This is a genomic window from Clostridium beijerinckii, assembly GCF_018223745.1.
GTDB classification, from domain to species: domain Bacteria; phylum Bacillota; class Clostridia; order Clostridiales; family Clostridiaceae; genus Clostridium; species Clostridium beijerinckii.
The window spans coordinates 3,037,019-3,057,904 of the sequence record NZ_CP073653.1 but is presented as its reverse complement, the minus strand read 5'-3'; the positions used below and the strand labels follow the sequence as shown (position 1 = coordinate 3,057,904).

Below are 20,886 nucleotides of genomic sequence, written 5' to 3'. Positions count from 1 at the left end.
CTATATAGATTTTGATAGGTATCGAGAAGGGAATGACAGAGTTATTATGGACTATAAGAAGTTATTTACACCATTTAAAATTGGAAACATGGAGGTTAAAAATAGAATAGTTTTTTCGCCTATAGGAATTAATGCATCCAATAGTGATGGTACTATTTCAAATGATGAAATTGATTATTATGAGGAACGTGCAAGAGGCGGAGCTGGACTTATAATTATGGGCGCTCAGTTTATCTCACATGATATAGCACAAGGGCCTCTTTCAGGTATATTAGAGCATACGTATGTAATACCAAAACTTACTACTCTTTGTGAAACTGTGCAAAGATACGGGGCAAGAATAGCTGCCCAATTATGTTGTGGTACAGGACGTAATGCACTTCCAAACGAATATGGAGAGCCACCGATGTCAGCATCACCTATACCAGCAGCATATAATAGAAAAGTTAATTGTAGGCCTATGAGTCATTACGATATAAAAGAAATTATTAAAAAATTTGCATATTCTGCCAAAAATGTTAAAAATGCAGGTTTTGATGCGATTGAGATACATGGACATGCTGGAGATTTAATAGATCAATTTATGTCTCCAATATGGAATAAACGTGAGGATGAGTATGGTGGAACAGATGAAAAACGCGCTCGATTTCCTATGGAAATTGTTCGTTCAATAAGAAATGCTGTTGGACCAGATATGCCAATATTATTTCGTATGTCACTTGATCATCGTTTTGAAGGTGGGCGTACTATAGAAGACAGCATGCATCTTATTAAACTACTAGAAGAGGTAGGAGTTGATGCCATAGATATAGATGCAGGATCGTCTGAAGCAATTGAATATGTTTTTCCACCTTCATATTTGGGAGATGCATGTATGGAATATTTATGTGAGCCTACACGCAAAGCTGTTAATCTTCCAATACTTAATTCGGGAAATCATACGCCCGAAACAGCAGTTAGGTTAATAGAATCTGGAAATGCTGATCTTGTCATGTTTGGACGTCCTCTAATAGCAGATCCAGAACTACCAAATAAGCTTATGTGTGGTAATCGTGAAGATATAAGACCATGCATTCGCTGTAATGAGGGATGTATAGGACGTATTGCAGCTAGATTTACTAAGTTAAGTTGTTCTGTAAATCCGCAAGCTTGTAATGAAAAGCGTTTTAATATTAAGCATACTAAAATTCCACAAAATGTCGTAGTTATAGGAGCGGGGCCAGCAGGGTTAGAGGCAGCACGTGTTGCTGCAATTGAGGGACATAAGGTTACTCTATTTGAAAAAGAAAAAGTAATTGGGGGCCAGATTGCAGCAGTTTCGACACCTGCTTTTAAGAATAAGTTATGCAGATTAATAGATTGGTATGGTGTTCAGCTTAAGAAATTGAATGTTAAAATTCAACTAGACACAGAAGTTACTGCTGCTGATGAGATATTAGCAAAGTGCGATAAAATCATCGTAGGAACAGGCGCAGTTCCAGCTAATCCTCAAATTCCTGGTATCGACGGTTTAAATATTATTAATTTAATTGAGGTACATAAAAATAAAGAATTATTAAAAGGTGAAAATATTGTTATATGTGGGGGCGGATTATCAGGCTGTGATAGTGCTTTGGAACTAGCTACTGAATATGGTAAGAAAGTTACGATTATTGAAATGTCAGATTCAGTTGCAAAGGATGCTTTGTTTGCTAATGCAGCATCATTAATACCTATGCTTTATAAATCTGGAGTGAAAATTCATACAAATAGCAAAGTTACATCAATTGATAGTAACGGTGTTTATATAGAAACACATGATGGTTCATCTGAATTTATAAAAGCTGATAGTATGATTAATGCCTTGGGCATGGTAATGAACAATAAACTGGCAGAGGCAATAAAAGCAAAATATTATACAAAAACTAGGTTTATAGGCGATTGTGAAAAAGTTGGGAACGTTGGTACAGCTGTGCGTATGGGATTCTATGCAGCAATTAGTTTGGAATAAGGTAAAACTTGATTCAGGAAGCATATAAGTGTTAGTGTAGCTGGGCATCAGATAAGATGATTAATATTCTAAAATTACTTTTTAGAATATTAATATTAATTATAAAAGGAGAGATACATATGAGAAACATAGCATCTATTTTAGTATCCAATTTTAGGAAATGGGGGATTAATAATGTTTTTGGAGTACCAGGAAGACCTCTTGCTTCTTTGATTATGGAATTGGATAGACAAGATATTAATTTTATTTTAAGTAAACATGAAAGTGGCGCTGGTTATGCAGCAGCAGGTTACTCATTAATTAACAAGAAATTGGGTGTTGCTCTTGTAACTTCTGGACCTGGAGGCACAAACGCATTAACTGCTGCAGGACAGGCTAAAGCTTACCATGTACCAGTACTATTTATTACTGGGCAGCAATCTATGCATAATATTGGGAAAGCTATAGGACAAGATTCAACAATTTTTGGTACAGATTTAGTTAGGATGTTTGAATCAGTTACTAAATTTAGTGCTAGAGTCGAAAGAGCTGATCAGTTTCAAATATTATTAAAACATGCATTAGAAAAAGCTTATTCAGGTGTCAAAGGGCCAGTTCATTTATCAATACCTCTTGACATACTTGATGAAGAAATAGATGAATTTGAACTTGATTTACCTAACAATATGGATAAACTAATATCCTCGAGATTAGATGAATTTGTTAGTAAACTAAATAATGCTAGAAAACCTGTTATATTGGCAGGCAAAGGAGTACATTCAAGTCTAGCTTACGAAGAAATTAAAAACATAGCTGAAATTTGGGACATACCAGTTATGACGACTCCAGGAGGAAAAGGAACATTTTCTGAGAACCATCCTTTATCACTTGGCGCATTAGGCTTAGGCGGTACAGATAAATCAAGTGAATATATTAAGAAAGATACAGACTTAATGATAGTCATAGGAAGTAAACTATCTGATATGTCTTTAGTAGGAATATCACCAGACAATTATCCTAAAGAAGTAGTTCATTTAGATTATGATAATACATTCATAGAAAAAGCATTACCAGTTAAAACTCTACCTATTATTGGCGATATCAAAGCTAATCTACAGCTAGTATTAGATAAAGCTAAAGATAAGAGAAGAAAAGAATATACTTTATTAGAAAAGATTTATGAATTTAAAAATAATATTAAAGAAAACAATAAGTATCTTTCATCTGCTCATGCTATGGAAATAATAAGAAAAGTATTACCAGATGATGCTGTCGTTTTTGGCGATGATGGTAGTCATTCTTTTTATGCAATAAGATATTTTAATATCAGAAAACCAGGTACATTCTTTTTTGATGACGTATTTGGAGCTATGGGACATGCCATAGGTTACTCAATTGGAGCACAACTAGCAAACTATAATTCTAGAATTGTTTGCATAACTGGTGATGGATGTACCTTTATGCAGGGAGCTGAAATTTCAACAGCAGCAAATTATAATATTCCAGTTACCTTTATAGTAATAAATAATGGAAGATTAGATATGCCAGAAAAAGCTATGATAAAGTTTTTTGGAAAGACAGTAGGGACCAATTATAATGTACCATTAGATGGTAAAAAATTTGGTGAATCACTTGGTGTAAAATCATATAGATGCTGCAATGAACTTGAATTAAAAGAAGCATTAGAAATTTCAAATTTACATAAGGAAGCAATTCTAATAGAAGTTATGGTTGATCCAAATGAAATACCACCAACTATGAAAAGGGGATAGTAAAATGAATAAAGATTATGAAAACGGAATTAATACGTTAAAACAAATGACAGATGAAAATGGTGAACAGATGATAAATTCTGTAGGAGAGATATTTCCAGACTTTTTGGATAAAATGATTTCTTTTGGATTTGGTCAAATATATGCAAGACCAAATTTGGATTTAAAAACAAGAGAAATTGTAACAATAACTGCCCTTATAACACAAGGCGCATTTGAACAATTAGATTTTCATATAAAAGGTGCTCTTAAAGCTGGATTAAAACAAGAAGAGATCTTAGAAATTATTTTGCAATGTGCAGCATATGTAGGATTCCCTAAAGCTTGTAGCGCATTAGGAATTGCAGGAAAAATTTTCGCTGGAAAGCTCTAAATTGAGGATTGCCTTCCATAGCTTCATGTTTCTACTTTTAGTGTGACAAGTACTAAATTAAATAAGCTCTAGCAGAAAATTTACTCGCGTTTGTTCGCTGATTAAGTTATTATCACACAATCAAAAATTGGAGTTATATACTTGGGAGCGTTTAAATACAACATATTTTTGCGTACTTCTAAGCCATTAATATAAGTACCAAGTTAAACAACTGCTTACTAATAAATTTAAGTGGTCAAATTTCAAATGATTATTTCTTGAAATTAAAAAATGCATATGATATCTGATTAGGATAAACAAAAAGTGTAATAGAAAATTAGTTGAGCTGAGGATTTCTAGTATTTAGAAAGTCTCAGCTTTATTTATTTTATATAAGTTTTTAGGTTTAAGTTGCTTTTATTTGACAAGAAATAGAAAAAGTAAATGAATTTTTAAAGATAGAATATAATTTATTGTGTAATAAGTTATAAATAAATGTAAAGTTGAAGGATTTTGGTATTTGATGTAGAAATTATAGTAATATAAAAGAATATTTAAAAATGGGGTTGAGTTTTTATGGAAATGAAATATTTATTTGAGACTATAATCAAAAATATCAAGCAATCCTTACTAATTACCGATTCTAATGGAAAGTTAGAATTCTTTAATGCTTCAACTGAAAAAATGTGGAATTATTCTGAGGAAGAGCTTAAAAATATGAATATTAATAATTTATTTTATTTTGAAAGTAGTTATGCAGAAGATAATAAGATACGTCAAATAAGCGATCTATTTCTATTTGAAAATTGGAATGGTGAAATTTATGCTAAAAATAAAGAAAATTCTGTATTTTGTCTAAAGGTATCTATATGCCAAATTTTTGAGGAAAATTCAAATGTTAAGAAATATCTTATTATTTCTGAAAATATTGAAGAAAAGGTAAACCTCCTAAGTCAATTGAAACTTAAAGATGAAGAATTGCAAAGGAGCATTAAAAATTTAGAAAATGCTCAATTTATGATGATTGAAGAAGATAAATTGGCAAACTTAGGTCATCTATCTGCTGGAATAGCTCATGAAATTAATAATCCTTTAGGCTTTATCATAAGTAATTTTGGAACTTTAAAAAAATATGTTGAAAAGCTTAATGAGATAATATTGCTATATAAAAGTTTACTGGCTAATTCAAAAGAAGGAATGTGCTTGGTTAAAGATGAAGTGGCAAATGTTGAGAATCTAGAAAGAAAATATAATTTAGATTTTATAATGGATGACATTGATGAGTTATTAAAGGATACAGAAGGTGGAATTGAAAGAGTTCAGAAGATAATAGCCGCAATGAGAAATTTTGCTCATTCATCTGTAGAAAAGAATTTTGAACAATATGATTTAAACTATGGAATAACAAATACTCTGGTTATAGCTAAAAATGAAATTAAATATAACTCTAATATTGAAATTGAACTAGATGAAATACCACAAGTGGAAGCAATTCCTAGTGAAATAAACCAAGTTATATTAAATCTTATTATTAATTCTTCTCACGCTATAAAGGAAAAACAAGAGAAGGCAGATTTAGACTATTTTGGATTATTAAAAATTCATACTTTTAGTGATGATTTATTTGTAAGTTGTGTTATAGAAGATAATGGGACAGGTATACCTAAAGAAAACTTAGATAAAATATTTGAACCTTTTTTTACAACAAAACCTATAGGTAAAGGTACTGGACTTGGTTTAAGTATTGCATATGATATTATAAAAAATACTCATAAGGGAGATTTGATTGTTGACAGTGTTTTAGGAGAAGGTACAAAGATTACTATAAAACTTCCTACTAGACATGAAGAACAGGAAGAGGTGACCCAAAATGAGTAAGTCTATTTTATTTGTAGATGATGAAAAAGCTATTTTAAATTCAATCAGAAGAGAATTTTTTGACAGTCCTTATGACGTATATATTGCAAACGGTGGAAGAGAAGCTTTAGATATTCTTGAAAAAAACCATATTGATCTAATAGTAAGTGATATGAGAATGCCCGAAATGGATGGGTATGAATTATTAAAAAGGGTTAAATTAGTATACCCTGAGGTAACAAGATTAATATTAAGTGGCTTTACAGATGAAAAAACGGTTTTTAAATCTATCTATAATAATTTGGCAAAGCTATTTATAACTAAGCCTTGGAAAAAGGATGATTTTAGAAGGGCTATTGATGAGGTTTTTAAAACTGAGGAATTATTACATAATAATATATCCTTAAATCATATAAAAGAAATGGGCAAGCTTCCGACAATTCCCTCTGTACTACAAGAAATAAACGATGTTGTTGAACATGATGATCACAATATAGATAGGATAGTAAGATTAATTGAGGCTGATATAACTTTAAGTTCTGAAGTCCTAAGAATTATAAATTCAGCCTTTTATGGGATAAAGACAGCTTCAATAAAGACAGCAGTATTAAGCCTTGGGCTGGTAAATTTAAAGGCAATCATGGCTACAGCAGAAGTCTTTAAATCAGAAAATGATTTTTATAATAAAAATGAAATATGGGAGCATTCAAACTTAACTAATAAAATACTAATAGAGCTATATAACAAAGCTTTAGGTAAAAAGATCCCTGATTATTACGGTACAGCAGGTCTTCTTCATGATATAGGAAAAGTAGCTTTCTTTAAGATATATGATAAGGAGTATGATGAGCTTTACAAATTAGCATCTTATAAATCATTAAATGAAATAAATAGTTTAGAGAAGGAAAAATTTAAAATTGATCATGAAGAATTAGGAGGATATCTATTACAATGGTGGGATATACCTTATGCAGTAGTAGAAAGTGCATTATATCATCATGATCCTATGTCAAGTAGTGAGGTAAATAGAGAGCTGGTATCAATGATTCACATAGCAGATTATTATTCTTGGAAAATAATAAAACCAAGTTATGCACCAAAGCTTTATCTAGAGATTTTGCAAAATTACGGAATAAATGAACAAAGATGCGAACAGATAGTAAAAAACTTATTGGAAAGGAAGAGTTAATATGGACAGATTTAATGTACTTTTTGTAGATGATGAAACTAATATATTAAATTCAATAAAGAGAATAACTATTCAAGAAGATTTTAAATCACTTTTTGCAGCTAGTGGCGAAAAGGCATTAGAACAATTTCAAGAAAATGAAATAGCTGTAATAGTTACAGATATGAGAATGCCGAAGATGAATGGTTTAGAGCTTTTAGAAAAAGTTAAAGAAATATCTCCTAACACTGTTAGAATGGTACTCTCTGGATATGCTCAAATATCTCAGGTAATAGTTACAGTAAATAAAGTAGGCGTTTTTAAGTATATTACAAAGCCATGGAATAATGAAGAGGAATTTCTTCCAGCTATTCATGAAGCTTTAGAGTATTATAAATTAGTAAAGGAAAATGAAATATTTAAAGTTCAAATAGAAGAAAAAAATAAGTTATACAAAAAGATTCTTGATAGTAATAACAATTTAGTAAAGAATAGTCAAAAGGATATTAATTATATTAAAGTGGTTTCAAAAATAATCTTTGATTTAAAAAATAATATGTATGACAATTCAAAGGATGAGTGCTCTAGGCAGAAATATATAAATCAGCTGATAGATAAAGTATATTTTCAATATTTAGAGACTATTCCAAGTATTTCTGAAACCTTCACTTTAAACTCTTTACAGTCCAAGTTTGATGAATTAAAAAGCAGAAATTTACCCATAATTTATGATAATAATAATACTGCTCAAATTAATTATTTAGGTAACAAGAGAGTATTTGAGTTAATATTTAATAATGTTTTAGAAGTTATTACTTGGGATTCGAAAGAAGACGAAATATTATTAAACTTCACACATAAAACTACTTTAAATATCAATTTCTTCATTAGAAATAAGAATAATTTCTTAAAGACTATTAGTAAGACAGAAGCTAAATTAATATTAAATTTCTTAGATAATTTGGGTAAAATGTTTGGAGGTAAGATTATTATAGTTCCTGATAAGTTCTTAATAAACATTAATACAGGTCTAAAAATTGCAGATTAGGAGTTGGGAATTATGAATATTTTAATCGTTGATGATACAAAGTTTAATATAATTACTGCGAAAGAAGTAATTAAAATCAGTGAAATTAAATGCAATATTATAACAGCAGCATCAGGAGAAGAAGCTATTGAAATTATGAATACTCAGAATATAGATATTATACTATTAGATATAGTTATGCCTAAGTTATCTGGAATAGAAACCTTGGAGATTATAAGAAGAAACAATAAGAATGTGATTATTTTGATGTTTACGTCGCTAACAGATAAAAAATACTTAGAAAAGAGTTTTGAATTTGGAGCTAATGACTACATTAATAAGCCAATCGAGCCTATTGAATTCACATCAAGATTAAAATCAGCAATAAAGATGAGGGAATATCAAAATGCTTTGATGGAATCTTATAATAATCTAAAAAATACTAATGCTCAACTTAAGGAGTCAAATGCAAAGCTCAAAACAACACAAATTGAATTAGTAAATAGGGAAAAATTATCTACTATAGGAAGGTTTTCAGCAGGAATTGCTCATGAGATTAATACACCTTTAGGGTATGTTACTTCTAATATATATACAATTCAAAGTTATGCTAAAACTCTAAAAGAATATTTAGATAAATATTTAACTTTTATTAAGGAAAATGAAGAGTGTTTTTTTGATAATAAAGAACTTAAAGAATTAGCTGATTCCAGTAGCAAATTAGAATTTATATTGTCAGACTTTGAACCAGTTATAACTGAGACTAATGAAGGTCTTGAAAAGATAAGCAGCATAATTAAAAATATTATTAGATTTTCTAATGAAGATGCTTATGATAACTTAGAAATGAATAAGATCAGTGAATTAATAGAAGAATCTATGAAAATTTTAAAAATGGAACTTAAAGAATACAAGCTTGATGATTTATTTGACTTAAAACTAGACTTAATTGAGGATGACTATATTAAGTGTAACAGGTTTCAAATTGAACAAGTTATTTTTAATATTATAAAAAACTCTATTTATTATATAGGAATTAAAGATAGAAAAGGCAATATAAATATCAAGACTTATAAGGAAGATGAGTATTTTTGTTTAGAGATAAGTGATAATGGAATCGGTATTGAAGAGGAAAATATAAATAAAATATTTGATCCTTTCTTTACTACAAGGGAACCAGGGGAAGGAACTGGTTTAGGTTTAAGCATTTGTTATGATATTGTTGTAGTCAAACACAAGGGTCATTTGTTAGCCAAAAGTGTATATGGTGAAGGATCAACCATCATCATGAAATTGCCCATTTAATAAAGAGAATTATAGTATTTTGGAGGGCACTGAGGATGAGTATATTTAAAGAAAATAAAGACTTAAAAAAAATACATTTTAATGAAGAATTTGATGATAAGATATTTAATTTAATTCCAAATCCAATGTTTTATAAAGATGTATATGGAAAATATTTGTGGTGTAATACAGCATTTGAAAAAGCAATAGGAGTAAAAAGAAAATTTATAGTGGGGAATACGGATTATGAAATTACAACCAAACAGGTAGCAGATCTATTTGCAAGCTTGGATAATCAAGTGATTAATACTAAGAAAGCTAACAATTATGAGACAACCATTTCTCATGCAGATGGGTTAATGTATGATACTATTGTAAGTCGAACGCCTAATTTGGATGAGAGTAATAAAGTATTAGGGATAATAGGGATAGTTACTGATATTACAGAGCAAAAAAGAATACACAATAAATTAAAAGAAAGTCAGTTAAATAAAATGGAACCTATGAAATAGACACTAAAAAAAGACTATTTCAATAGGTTCTTTTTTTGTACAATAAAAGATAAGAAGAAATATAGTAAGGTTGTGAAAAGAATGAGTAAAAAATTATTTTCAGATGAAGAAATTAAAAGTTTATCAAAAAATAGATATGTTAAATCTGTAAGTAAACGTGGAATTACATATACAGATGAATTTAAAATATTGTTTATCGCTGAGCGTAGCAAGGGAAAACTACCTATTCATATTTTTCAAGATGCTGAATTTGATATAGATGTTATTGGAAATAATAGAATTTGGTGTGCAAGTAAAAGATGGCGTAATGCTTATAATGAATCAGGAGAGCTTGGTCTAAGAGATTCTAGAAAATTAAACAGTGGTCGTCCACTTAAACGTGAACTAACCGTTGAAGAAATAATAGCCAAAAAGGATGCAGAAATTGCTTATTGGAAAGCTGAGGCAGAACTATTAAAAAAAATCGAGCTGCAAGAAAGGCAGGTGAAAAATAGTAAACTAAGTGCATCATCAATCTTTGTAATAATACAACATATAATTTTGACATATAACTATAAAAATATGGTTTCACATTTATGCGAAGTAGCTTTAGTATCTAGATCAGGCTATTATAATTATTTAAAATCAACAGGCAAACGTAATCGTAGAGAAGAAAAGGATTTAGAATTGAAGGATATCATTCTTAAAGCATTTAATCATAGGGGCTACAAGAAAGGTTCTCGTTCTATAAAAATGGTGTTAGAGAATGAATTTAATCTTATAATAAATCGAAAATGTATACAACGAATCATGAGAAAATATAATATTGAGTGCCCAATTAGAAAAGCTAACCCTTATCGTAGAATGATGAAAGCTACTCATGAGCATACTGTTGTACCTAATATTTTAAATAGAGAATTCAAGCAAGATTTGGTCGGAAAAGTTTTATTAACAGATATAACTTATTTAACATATGGAGCATCCAATAGGGCTTATTTGTCAACTATTAAAGATGCTTCAACAAATGAAATTCTTTCATATCAGCTTTCCAATAGCCTTACATTAGATATAGCTACCGAAACTATTAAAAAGTTGATGAAAAATCACAAAAATTTACTAAATAAAGATGCCTTTATTCATTCGGATCAAGGAGTTCATTATACTAGTCCTAGATTTCAAAAACTTCTTAAAAAATATAAAATTGGTCAGTCTATGTCTAGGCGCGGAAATTGTTGGGATAATGCCCCGCAGGAATCATTTTTTGGTCATATGAAAGATGAAATTGACTTAAAAAGTTGTTCAACATTTGAAGAATTAGAAGCTTCAATTGATAACTATATGGAGTATTATAATAATTATAGATATCAGTGGGGACTTAAAAAGCTGGCTCCTGTACAATACAGAAACCAGCTCATAGCTGCCTAGCCTTTTTCAAAATGTCCTTGACATAGGAACCATTTTAAAAAATGAGCAGCCTAATTAAAAATAGACAAGCAGCAGAAAAAAAGTTCTATGAAAAATTATATTTTGAAGAAAGATTACTAGAGATTTCTACACGTTGTGTTCTAGAAAAATTTGATTCGAAAGTTATCAATAAGGCATTAGAAGATATGGGGAAATTAAGCGATGCTGACAGAGTATATATCTTCGTAAATGATTATAAAAAGCAAACTACAAGTAATATTTTTGAATGGTGTGCTGAAGCGATAGAAGCTCAAATAGAATCGCTTCAAGACATACCTTTTGAATCTATACCATGGTGGATGAATGAAATCACTAATGGTAAGGCTATAAATATTAGAGATATTTCTTTAATGCCAATAGAAGCAGAGAAAGAAAAAGAGATTTTGGAAGCTCAGGATATTAAGGCTATATTAGTACTGCCAATGTATAGTAATAAAAAAGTCATTGGATTTATTGGCTTTGACAGCGTAAAACAAAGCAAAATATGGGAAGAAAGCAATTTATATTTATTAAAGATAAGTTCAGAGATTATTGGGAATGCTTTTGAAAGAGAAGAAAATGAAAAATCACTGATGAGGAGTGAAGAAAAGTATAGAGAACTCTTTAATAATGTTAATAGCTGCATTTTTGTAAATAAGTTTTCAGAAGGCGAAGGTATAGGAGAATTTTTGGAAGTTAATAATTTAGCTTGTGAAAAATTAGGATATACTAAAGATCAGTTTAGAGAACTGTCATTTCTTGATTTGTTAGAAGAAAAAATCAGAAACAACTACATTGACAAAATAAATAGAGCTATTATGAAAAATAGAAATATGATTGAAGTAAATATTAAGACAAAAAGTGGTTTTATTATTCCATTTGAAGTGAATTTACATATATTTAATCTTCAGGAGCAAAAGGTAATTCTTTCAGTTGCAAATGATATTAGTTCAAGGAAACAGGCATATGAAAAAATTAAAGAACTATCTTTGGCGGTTGAAAACAGTCCAAGCAGTGTTGTTATTACTAATATTAAAGGAGAGATAGAGTATATCAATCCTAAGTTTACAGATATGACTGGCTATACTAATGAAGAATTAAAAGGAAAAAATATAAGTATATTAAAATCAGGTTTTCATGAAAAAACTTATTATATAGATTTGTGGAGAAGCGTACTTCTAGGAGATGAGTGGAGAGGTGAATTTTATAATAAACGAAAAGATGGAAGTAATTATTGGGAATATACGAGTATTGCACCACTTAAGAGTGAAGAGGGAGATATTACTCATTTTATATCAGTAAGAGAGGATATTACTTCAAGAAAGCTTATGGAAGAGGAGCTAAAGAAAAATAATAAAGAATTGAAAGAAGCCATAAGCAAACTTAAAATTACTCAAGCTCAATTGATTCAACAAGAAAAGTTGGCAGGAATTGGACAGCTTGCAGCTGGGGTTGCTCACGAAATTAACAATCCTTTAGGTTTTGTATCGAGTAATTTTGAAATGTTGAAAAGTTATACGAAAAATTTGAAAAGTCTAATATATGCATATAAAGAATTAATATTAAAAGCTGAGCAAAAGGATATTGGTTTAATTGAAAGAGAATTAGATAAAATTAAAGAATTGGGAAAATCTAAAAAGATAGACTACATATTAATGGACTTAGATAATCTATTTGATGAGTCAGAAGATGGTATAGAGCGTTTGAGTACAATAGTAAAAGGACTGAAATGGTTCGCGCATGAAGATCAATCAAATCAATTTGAAATGTATGATCTTAATCTTGGAATAAAGAATACTTTAATTGTTGCTAGAAATGAAATTAAGTTTATAGCAAATGTGATTGAAGAATATGAGGATATCCCACTAATTCAAGCCAGCAGGCAAAAAATAAATCAGGTTATATTAAATATTATCTTAAATTCCGTGTATGCTATTAAGGAAAAAGAGAGCGATGAATTTGGACTTATAGCAATTAAGACATATATGGATGAGAAATATGTGTACTGCGAAATAAAAGATAATGGAATTGGTATAAGAGAAGACGCGCTAAATAAATTATTTGAACCATTCTACACAACTAAACCAGCAGGAAAAGGAACAGGACTTGGACTTAATATTGCCTACGATGTTATTGTAAATATCCATAAAGGAAATATTGAAGGAAAAAATAATCCTGAAGGTGGTGCGTGCTTCATTATAAAAATTCCTAAAAAGCAGGATGTTTAAGTTTATAATTAGTGAAATGTTGCAATTTCAAAAGTAACGCAATTAAATTTGTGCGTAGATTAAAGTATTATAACTTAATCTATGCACAGATTTAAATTTAAAGGTTTAAGAGTGTGTTACGTAAAAAGTTTCAAAAGAGGTGTTTATATGGAGACAGTACTGAAAAGAAAGATAAAAGTTGGAATTAGTGAATGTTGTTTTGGCTCAAAGGTAAGATATAACGGTAAAGGATTTGATTATGTTAAAAATTTTGGCAGAGAAAAAGAACAATTTATATTTTATCCTTTGTGTCCAGAATGCCTTGCTGGGTTAGGAGTTCCAAGAACACCTATAAGCATAAAAGGTGGGAGTGGAGAAGATGTTTTACAAGGAACAGCTAAGATTAAAAATAGAAAAGGAGAAGATGTTACAGATAAACTCATAAAAGCTTGTGAATATTCATTAGAATTATTAAAGCGTGAAGGAATATACATATATATGTACAAAGAAGGTAGTCCAAGCTGTGGCGTATATAGAACAACTTTAAAGGATAAGAGACTTGGTAATCCGCCAGAAATATTTGGCGCTATGTTACTTAATGAAGGATTTTTCTTGGTATGTGCAGATGATTTAGAAAGTCCAATAAAAAGATGGGATATAGTAAGAAGAGTAAACGCGTTTACTTGGATAAAAGAAGCAGAAATAGAAAATAAAAATCAACTCTATGAAGTATGGCATATAGTAAAATTTTTATGCCAAGAACTAGATGAAAAAACATCAAGAAGTTTAGGACATGAATTATCTATTTTAGATAATATTCAAAAAGAAGATATAGAAAAATATAGAAAAACCATACTAGAGATTATTAGAAAACCATCAACTCTAAAAAAAATAAAAGGATGGATGTGGAAAAATTATAGTTATTATAGAAAGAATAAGGGTATTGAGCTTGATATAGTGAAAGAACCAACAGATTTAAGATCAAATACAATTTTAGCTGAAGAACTAATTAAGTTAGAAATTAAATTATATGGAGAAGGTTATTCATTTGGATCTAGTCCGATTCTTAACAGAGCTAAAAAATAAGAAATACTGAAAATATATTGTAAAAACTAAATGGTTATAATGTATATCTGTTTTTTTTGAATAAGATTAAATTGTTTGATTAAAATAGTGAAATTTAAAATGTGAATATTTACTTCTTTTAGAAAAATATAAGATAATATAGATAAAATTACAATATAATGATATAATTTAAACATAAATTTAATTATTTATATAAAAAATAGGTATAAAAGAAGTATTATTTTGTGATGAATATCAATTAGGAAAAAGTATTCTTAATTTAAGTAAGTATTGCTAAAATCTTTGAGTAAAATTTAATAAATTTTAACGATTAAGAAGTGGGATTAGATTTATTGATAATTATCAATTGAATAGACTATTTGGGAGGTAATGTAAAAATGAAAGATTATTTAGAAATTGTAGACGTACTTGCAAGGCAAATTTTGGACTCAAGATGTTTTCCTACAGTGGAGGTAGAAATATATTTAGAAGATGGAACTACAGGACGTGCAGCTGTGCCATCAGGTGCATCAACTGGAATGTACGAAGCAGTGGAATTAAGAGATGGTGATAAAGATAAATTTTTAGGAAAAGGCGTTTTAAATGCAATTAAAAATGTAAATGAAATTATTGCAGAAGAATTAATTGGATGCAATGTATTTGAACAAACTTACATTGATAAAATGCTAATTAAATTAGATGGAACAAACAATAAGAGTAAGCTTGGTGCTAATGCTATATTAGGAGTTTCATTAGCTGTTGCAAATGCAGCTGCAAATTCATTAGATATGCCTTTATATAGATATATCGGTGGAGTTAATTCAAAAGTATTGCCAGTCCCTATGATGAACATATTAAATGGTGGATCACATGCTGATAACTCTGTAGATTTACAAGAATTTATGATCATGCCAGCTGGAGCGCCTACATTTAGTGAAGCACTAAGAATGTGTGCTGAAGTTTATCATACATTAAAGAAAATTTTAAATGATAAAGGTTATGCTACAGGTATTGGCGATGAGGGAGGATTTGCTCCTAACTTAAAATCAAATCAAGAAGCTCTTGATGTAATAATCGAAGCTATAGGAAAAGCTGGATACAAAGCTGGAGAAGAGATCTTTATAGCAATCGATGCAGCTTCATCAGAATATTATAAAGATGGTAAATATGTATTAGAATATGAAGGAAGAACATTAACATCAGCAGAAATGGTTGATTTCTTCGAAGAATGGGTTAATAAGTATCCAATTATTTCAATCGAAGATGGTATGGCAGAAGAAGATTGGGAAGGCTGGAAGCTTATTACTGAAAAATTAGGAAAGAGAGTTCAATTAGTTGGTGATGACTTATTTGTTACTAATACTGAAAGACTTGAAAAAGGTATTAATCTTGGTGTAGCTAACTCAATTCTTATTAAGTTAAATCAAATAGGTACATTAACAGAAACATTAAATGCTATAGAAATGGCAAATAGAGCTGGATATACTGCTGTAGTTTCACATAGATCAGGAGAAACTGAAGATACAACTATAGCTGATTTAGTTGTAGCTGTAAATGCAGGACAAATAAAGACTGGAGCACCAGCAAGATCTGAAAGAGTTGCAAAATATAATCAGTTATTAAGAATTGAAGAAGAATTAGATGATGCTGCTGAATATAGAGGCAAAAAAGCTTTCTTTAACTTAAAATAATATATAGAATAAATAAGAAAGAAGCATAGACTTACAATTTACAATTGTAGCTATGCTTTTTTTGTAGAAAATATTATTTGATTGAATTGTAAAATATTTTATAATTATTTCTTCCTTTTTCTTTCGCTTTATATAATGCTATATCAGCATTTTTTATAAGAGTATCATCATCTAAGCCATTTTCGTAAAAAGCAATACCAATACTTGAAGTAGTAAAAAATTCATATTCTCCAATTAACCATTTATCTTGTAGAGCTTTTAAAATTCTTTTAGCAATATTTTCAGCATTCTCTCTTTCGCTAATTAATAATAACGCGCAGAATTCATCCCCTCCAAAACGTGCTAAAATATCATTTTTTCTTAAACATTCCTTTACTCTTTGAGAAAACTGGCATAAAAGCTCATCTCCAATATCATGCCCAAGTGTATCATTTACTATTTTGAATTTATCAATATCCATAAACATAACACAAATATCTTGTCCTAATCTCTCTTTTTCATTTAAGGCCTGAAGTAAATTTGCTTTGAAAAGTCTACGATTTGGTAATCCGGTTAAAGTATCATGATATGCCATATGTTTAAGTTTTTTTTCAAGCAACTTTCTTTTAGTTATGTCTCTAGCAAGCATAAGAACATGAGAAACATTTTTATGTTCATCTAAAACAGCAGAAGCTTTTGCTTCTACCCAAACCCAATTTCCATTAACATGTTTATGACGAAATTCTACAGTTGCAACATTTTTATTTTTAATTAAATCAAAAAACTTTTCTTTAATATTTTCTACTTCATCAAAATAAACAAAATCTAAAATGGATTTGCCAATATAGGTATCAATAGGATATCCTAAAACAAATTCATAAGAAGGAGATACATATTTTATAAATCCATTAGTGTCTATAATGCTAATTAAGTCAGTCATATTATCTGCGATTAATCTATATTTTTCTTCACTCTCTTTTAATGCCTGTTCAGCTAGTTTTCTATCTGTTATATCACGTACAATAGCAATTATATGTGTACATTCACTATTGTTATTTAAGATTGGTGTAACCTTAGTTTCAAAATGTTTAAACTCACTAGAAGAGTAGGGGAATTCTTCTAAATTTGTATACCATTTAACTAAATTATCTTCATAAGTTACGCAAGCTTTTTTATTAATAGCTTCTTTATATTGTTTTGTAATTAAATCGGCCACATTTTTAGGCATTATTTCATAAATAGTTTTTCCGATTGGACTTTCTTTTAAATGTATATATTTTTTAGCTTGTTTATTTATAAACAGATATCTAAAAATGTTCTCATTATCTATCTTAATAAAGAAAACTAAGTCAGATATGCTATTAAAAATCTCCATAAATAGATCAAGATCATTATAAATATTTAAATCTTTATCAAGCATTAATATCACTCCTTTAAGCAACAAGATAATTAGTTTATATTTTAATTATATTTGTAAATCAATATAAAATCCAACAAGAAATATTTATAATAGAACCATATTTTCAAAAAAACAAATAATATACTAAAATTATATTGATAAATAGAGAAAAAGATTAAGAAATTAAGTGAAAAATAAAAGGAAATTGTATATAAATGTAGAATATATATAATTGGGTAATTAACCAGATATATACTAATTAAAATTTAGGAGGAGAGAATTTATGAAAAAATTTGTTTGTTCAGTTTGTGGTTACGTTTATGAAGGAGAAGAAGCACCAGATAAATGTCCGGTGTGTGGAGTAGGAACAGAAAAATTCATTGAACAAAATGGCCAATTATCTTTTGCTGATGAACACATAATTGGAGTTGCTAAAGGTGTAGATAAAGAAGTAATCGATGGATTACAAGCAAACTTTGTTGGAGAATGCACAGAAGTTGGTATGTACCTAGCTATGTCAAGACAAGCTGATAGAGAAGGATATCCAGAAGTTGCAGAAGCTTATAAGAGAATAGCTTTTGAAGAAGCAGAGCATGCTTCAAAATTTGCAGAATTATTAGGTGAAATAGTAGAAGCAGATACAAAAGCTAACTTACAAGCTAGAGTTGATGCAGAACATGGAGCATGTCAAGGTAAGAAAGACTTAGCAACACTTGCTAAGAAATTAAACTTAGATGCCATACACGATACAGTACATGAAATGTGTAAAGATGAGGCAAGACATGGAAAGGCTTTCAAGGGGTTATTGGATAGATATTTTAAATAGAAATAGTTAGTTATAAATTAGACAAACTATAAACAAAGGTACATTTAATTTTTTTGTTATTGAAGATATAAAACATATTTTATTATTAGCAGTTCCACATGTTATAAGAGAAACTCGAGAAGATTATTTAAAAGAAGTTTCAGATATAATTAAAGAGAATTTATAATAAATTATAAATTAGATGGAATTTCATGATTTATTTTATTTTTGAGATTTTGTAATTTACATGATGATAAAATATTATAAAGCAGGAGTGGATAGCTTATGAATCAGAATGATCCTATTATAGAAGTTGTAAATAAAAAATTAATTAGAAATTCTAATTTTGAATTTATTGCTGAATTAAAAGATTTAACTTTATCCGATATTGACTATATTGAGAAATTTTCTAATATTAAAAATATCAAATCAAAGTTTACTTATCAAATTGTAGATAATATTTATATAAAAATTACTTTTCAATATAACAATGAGGTATAGATATGGAATATATTATAAAAATAGTTTTAAGAAAAACTAAAATAAAAGATGAAACTAAAGAAAAGGATAACAATAAATTGAAATAGAAGGTTTAAATTTTTAGAACGTAAATCAAGAATTTAGGCTAAATATAACAAATAAAAAATAGTATTTAATTGATATTTTAACTAATGAACTATAAAAGTTTATTTTTATAGAATAAGTACAATATTGAATACGGATATCATTATTCTTAACGTGTTTAATAGGAAGACCAATAGAGGAGAAGATAGATTAAATTAAGCTGAGACTTTCTTATAATTAGGAAGTCTCAGCTTTTTTATAACTAATATATAAAATTATTAAGTAGATACAAAATCGATGCATCATAAGAAAAATAAATAAAATAAAAGAAATACTTTCTTCTCCCTAAAATTTGATGATTAGTAGATAAGTTTTACGCCTATGAATATAAGCAACTAAACAGATGAATTAAAAATAGTATGACTGACATCTCATACTAATAGTTAAAATGGTGATATTATAAAAAATTAACTATTGGTTAATTTTTATGAATAAAAGATGAAAAGTCTTCAATTGCTCAAATTATGTAGCTTTGATATCATTTAATTATAAAGTTCCGCGGTGAGAATCAAATTTATGTGGATATAGCCGAAATTGAAATATTTCAAATTTTCAATGAGGAACTCAATAATGTTTTATTTAATCAATAAGGACATAATAAATAGAGGAGTTAATTTTATGATTATAAGTGAAGTTATTAGGCATTATAGAAAAAAGGAAAATCTTACTCAAGAGCAGGTTGCTGATTATTTAAATGTAAGTACTCCAGCAGTAAATAAGTGGGAAAATGGAGTTTCATATCCAGATATAACATTGCTGCCACCTCTTGCACGTGTCTTAAAAATAGATGTTAACACTTTATTGACATTTAATGAGGAATTAACAGATACGGAAGTAAAAAAACTTACAAAAGAGGTAGGTGAAACTGCATCAAGAGAGGGAATTAAAAAAGCTTTTGAGAAAGGCAATGATTTGATTAAACAATATCCAGGTTGTGATGAATTAATATTAATGATATCAGAAGTGCTAAGAATATATTTGTTAGGACCTCAAATTGAGGAAAAAGAAAAATATGAAAGAAAAATTATTGCTTGGCTTGAAATTGTAGTAGCTGGTAATAAGGAAAAAACAGCTTCTATGGCAAAATTAGATTTAGCAGCAATTTATAGGGAGAAAAAAGAATATGAAAAGGCTCAGGAAGTATTAGATAAAATTCCAGAAGTAGACGTAGATAAAAAAATTCAACAAGCAATATTATTTGAAAGTATGGATAAAATAGATGAGGCTTATGGTATTTATGAAGATAAGTTAAGAAAAAATGGTGACGAAACATTTGCTGTATTATCTCTTATAATAAGGCTATTGTATAAGGAAAGGAAATTTAGAGAGGCAGCAGAATACATAGATCGTGCTAAAAAGATTGCTGAGGTATTTGATTTAGGAGCGTACCATAAATATGAATTAGATTTATCTTTGGCAATAGAAAAAAAAGATAAAGAAAAAACTATAGAGATGGTTATAAATATGGTAAATGAAGCAAGTACAATGGATGACTCTATTAAATCAAAATTATATAAGCATATGAAATTTGATGTGACTAATAATTGGACCAAAGATAAATATAAAGATTTAGTAAAAAGGGTATTAAGAAAAAGAAAGAATATTGATTTTGTTAAAGATGATCCAAGAATAAAGTCTCTGTTGGAATAAACAATATTAAGTCTATTTTATTTTAAGATTAGAAATAAAATAGATTTAATATTTATCTAAGTGATTTTTAATTTTGCATAAATTTAAGGATATTGCAGCATAC

The 20,886-nt window shown here is 28.8% G+C and carries 16 protein-coding genes; 15 read left to right on the top strand and 1 reads right to left on the bottom strand.

The annotated features are described in order from the left end of the window. Positions 1-46: 46 nt before the first annotated feature. The 12 genes from KEC93_RS13870 (at position 47) to eno (ending at position 16,326) form a co-directional block, all read left to right on the top strand. A complete protein-coding gene (locus KEC93_RS13870) occupies positions 47-1,990 on the top strand; it encodes an NAD(P)/FAD-dependent oxidoreductase (protein ID WP_023975422.1) in 1,944 nt (647 codons plus the stop codon). Between the two features lie 119 nt (positions 1,991-2,109). After that, a complete protein-coding gene (locus KEC93_RS13865) occupies positions 2,110-3,741 on the top strand; it encodes a thiamine pyrophosphate-binding protein (RefSeq protein ID WP_023975421.1) in 1,632 nt (543 codons plus the stop codon). 4 nt (positions 3,742-3,745) lie between these two features. Continuing rightward, entirely contained in the window at positions 3,746-4,114 is a 369-nt protein-coding gene (locus KEC93_RS13860; protein WP_077869885.1) for a carboxymuconolactone decarboxylase family protein, read from the top strand. Positions 4,115-4,669: 555 nt separating this feature from the next. After that, on the top strand, positions 4,670-5,971 hold the full coding sequence (locus KEC93_RS13855) for a PAS domain-containing sensor histidine kinase (RefSeq protein WP_023975420.1): 1,302 nt from the start codon (positions 4,670-4,672) through the stop codon (positions 5,969-5,971). Further along, on the top strand, positions 5,964-7,139 hold the full coding sequence (locus KEC93_RS13850; protein ID WP_023975419.1) for an HDOD domain-containing protein: 1,176 nt from the start codon (positions 5,964-5,966) through the stop codon (positions 7,137-7,139). The genes KEC93_RS13855 and KEC93_RS13850 overlap by 8 nt, the downstream gene beginning before the upstream one ends. A gap of 1 nt (position 7,140) precedes the next feature. After that, the gene (locus tag KEC93_RS13845) at positions 7,141-8,166 is read left to right on the top strand and encodes a response regulator (protein WP_023975418.1); all 1,026 of its coding nucleotides are present in this window, start codon (positions 7,141-7,143) and stop codon (positions 8,164-8,166) included. Positions 8,167-8,178: 12 nt separating this feature from the next. Continuing rightward, positions 8,179-9,450, top strand: a complete 1,272-nt coding sequence (locus tag KEC93_RS13840) for a sensor histidine kinase (RefSeq protein WP_077869884.1) — start codon at positions 8,179-8,181, stop codon at positions 9,448-9,450. A gap of 35 nt (positions 9,451-9,485) precedes the next feature. Continuing rightward, the gene (locus KEC93_RS13835; protein ID WP_077869883.1) at positions 9,486-9,941 is read left to right on the top strand and encodes a PAS domain-containing protein; all 456 of its coding nucleotides are present in this window, start codon (positions 9,486-9,488) and stop codon (positions 9,939-9,941) included. Between the two features lie 81 nt (positions 9,942-10,022). Then, positions 10,023-11,345, top strand: a complete 1,323-nt coding sequence (locus KEC93_RS13830; protein WP_077870076.1) for an IS3 family transposase — start codon at positions 10,023-10,025, stop codon at positions 11,343-11,345. A 41-nt stretch (positions 11,346-11,386) separates the two neighbouring features. Further along, on the top strand, positions 11,387-13,591 hold the full coding sequence (locus tag KEC93_RS13825; protein WP_077870051.1) for a PAS domain S-box protein: 2,205 nt from the start codon (positions 11,387-11,389) through the stop codon (positions 13,589-13,591). A gap of 147 nt (positions 13,592-13,738) precedes the next feature. Next, the gene (locus KEC93_RS13820; RefSeq protein WP_077870050.1) at positions 13,739-14,656 is read left to right on the top strand and encodes a 2-thiouracil desulfurase family protein; all 918 of its coding nucleotides are present in this window, start codon (positions 13,739-13,741) and stop codon (positions 14,654-14,656) included. 377 nt (positions 14,657-15,033) lie between these two features. Then, positions 15,034-16,326, top strand: a complete 1,293-nt coding sequence (gene eno, locus KEC93_RS13815; RefSeq protein ID WP_077870040.1) for a phosphopyruvate hydratase — start codon at positions 15,034-15,036, stop codon at positions 16,324-16,326. Positions 16,327-16,399: 73 nt separating this feature from the next. Here the strand turns inward: eno and KEC93_RS13810 are convergent, their stop codons facing one another. Continuing rightward, complete coding sequence (locus KEC93_RS13810; protein WP_077870041.1) at positions 16,400-17,725, bottom strand: sensor domain-containing diguanylate cyclase; 1,326 nt, start codon at positions 17,723-17,725, stop codon at positions 16,400-16,402. A gap of 262 nt (positions 17,726-17,987) precedes the next feature. Between KEC93_RS13810 and KEC93_RS13805 the strand changes: the two genes are divergently transcribed. From KEC93_RS13805 to KEC93_RS13795, 3 genes are all read left to right on the top strand, one after another. Beyond that, positions 17,988-18,530: an NADH peroxidase gene (locus KEC93_RS13805; RefSeq protein WP_077870042.1), complete on the top strand. Its 543-nt coding sequence runs from the start codon at positions 17,988-17,990 to the stop codon at positions 18,528-18,530. 264 nt (positions 18,531-18,794) lie between these two features. Next, complete coding sequence (locus tag KEC93_RS13800) at positions 18,795-19,010, top strand: hypothetical protein (RefSeq protein WP_023976407.1); 216 nt, start codon at positions 18,795-18,797, stop codon at positions 19,008-19,010. A gap of 741 nt (positions 19,011-19,751) precedes the next feature. After that, entirely contained in the window at positions 19,752-20,783 is a 1,032-nt protein-coding gene (locus tag KEC93_RS13795) for a helix-turn-helix domain-containing protein (protein WP_039768544.1), read from the top strand. Positions 20,784-20,886 lie beyond the last annotated feature (103 nt).

What these genes read in the sequence shown, in the direction of transcription:
- KEC93_RS13865 (WP_023975421.1), top strand. Translation starts at nt 2,110, where the DNA reads ATGAGAAACATAGCATCTATTTTAGTATCCAATTTTAGGAAATGGGGG.
- KEC93_RS13860 (WP_077869885.1), top strand. Translation starts at nt 3,746, where the DNA reads ATGAATAAAGATTATGAAAACGGAATTAATACGTTAAAACAAATGACA.
- KEC93_RS13800 (WP_023976407.1), top strand. Translation starts at nt 18,795, where the DNA reads ATGAATCAGAATGATCCTATTATAGAAGTTGTAAATAAAAAATTAATT.
- eno (WP_077870040.1), top strand. Translation starts at nt 15,034, where the DNA reads ATGAAAGATTATTTAGAAATTGTAGACGTACTTGCAAGGCAAATTTTG.
- KEC93_RS13850 (WP_023975419.1), top strand. Translation starts at nt 5,964, where the DNA reads ATGAGTAAGTCTATTTTATTTGTAGATGATGAAAAAGCTATTTTAAAT.
- KEC93_RS13870 (WP_023975422.1), top strand. Translation starts at nt 47, where the DNA reads ATGGACTATAAGAAGTTATTTACACCATTTAAAATTGGAAACATGGAG.
- KEC93_RS13810 (WP_077870041.1), bottom strand. Translation starts at nt 17,725, where the DNA reads ATGCTTGATAAAGATTTAAATATTTATAATGATCTTGATCTATTTATG.
- KEC93_RS13835 (WP_077869883.1), top strand. Translation starts at nt 9,486, where the DNA reads ATGAGTATATTTAAAGAAAATAAAGACTTAAAAAAAATACATTTTAAT.
- KEC93_RS13830 (WP_077870076.1), top strand. Translation starts at nt 10,023, where the DNA reads ATGAGTAAAAAATTATTTTCAGATGAAGAAATTAAAAGTTTATCAAAA.
- KEC93_RS13820 (WP_077870050.1), top strand. Translation starts at nt 13,739, where the DNA reads ATGGAGACAGTACTGAAAAGAAAGATAAAAGTTGGAATTAGTGAATGT.
- KEC93_RS13805 (WP_077870042.1), top strand. Translation starts at nt 17,988, where the DNA reads ATGAAAAAATTTGTTTGTTCAGTTTGTGGTTACGTTTATGAAGGAGAA.
- KEC93_RS13845 (WP_023975418.1), top strand. Translation starts at nt 7,141, where the DNA reads ATGGACAGATTTAATGTACTTTTTGTAGATGATGAAACTAATATATTA.
- KEC93_RS13825 (WP_077870051.1), top strand. Translation starts at nt 11,387, where the DNA reads ATGAGCAGCCTAATTAAAAATAGACAAGCAGCAGAAAAAAAGTTCTAT.
- KEC93_RS13795 (WP_039768544.1), top strand. Translation starts at nt 19,752, where the DNA reads ATGATTATAAGTGAAGTTATTAGGCATTATAGAAAAAAGGAAAATCTT.
- KEC93_RS13840 (WP_077869884.1), top strand. Translation starts at nt 8,179, where the DNA reads ATGAATATTTTAATCGTTGATGATACAAAGTTTAATATAATTACTGCG.
- KEC93_RS13855 (WP_023975420.1), top strand. Translation starts at nt 4,670, where the DNA reads ATGGAAATGAAATATTTATTTGAGACTATAATCAAAAATATCAAGCAA.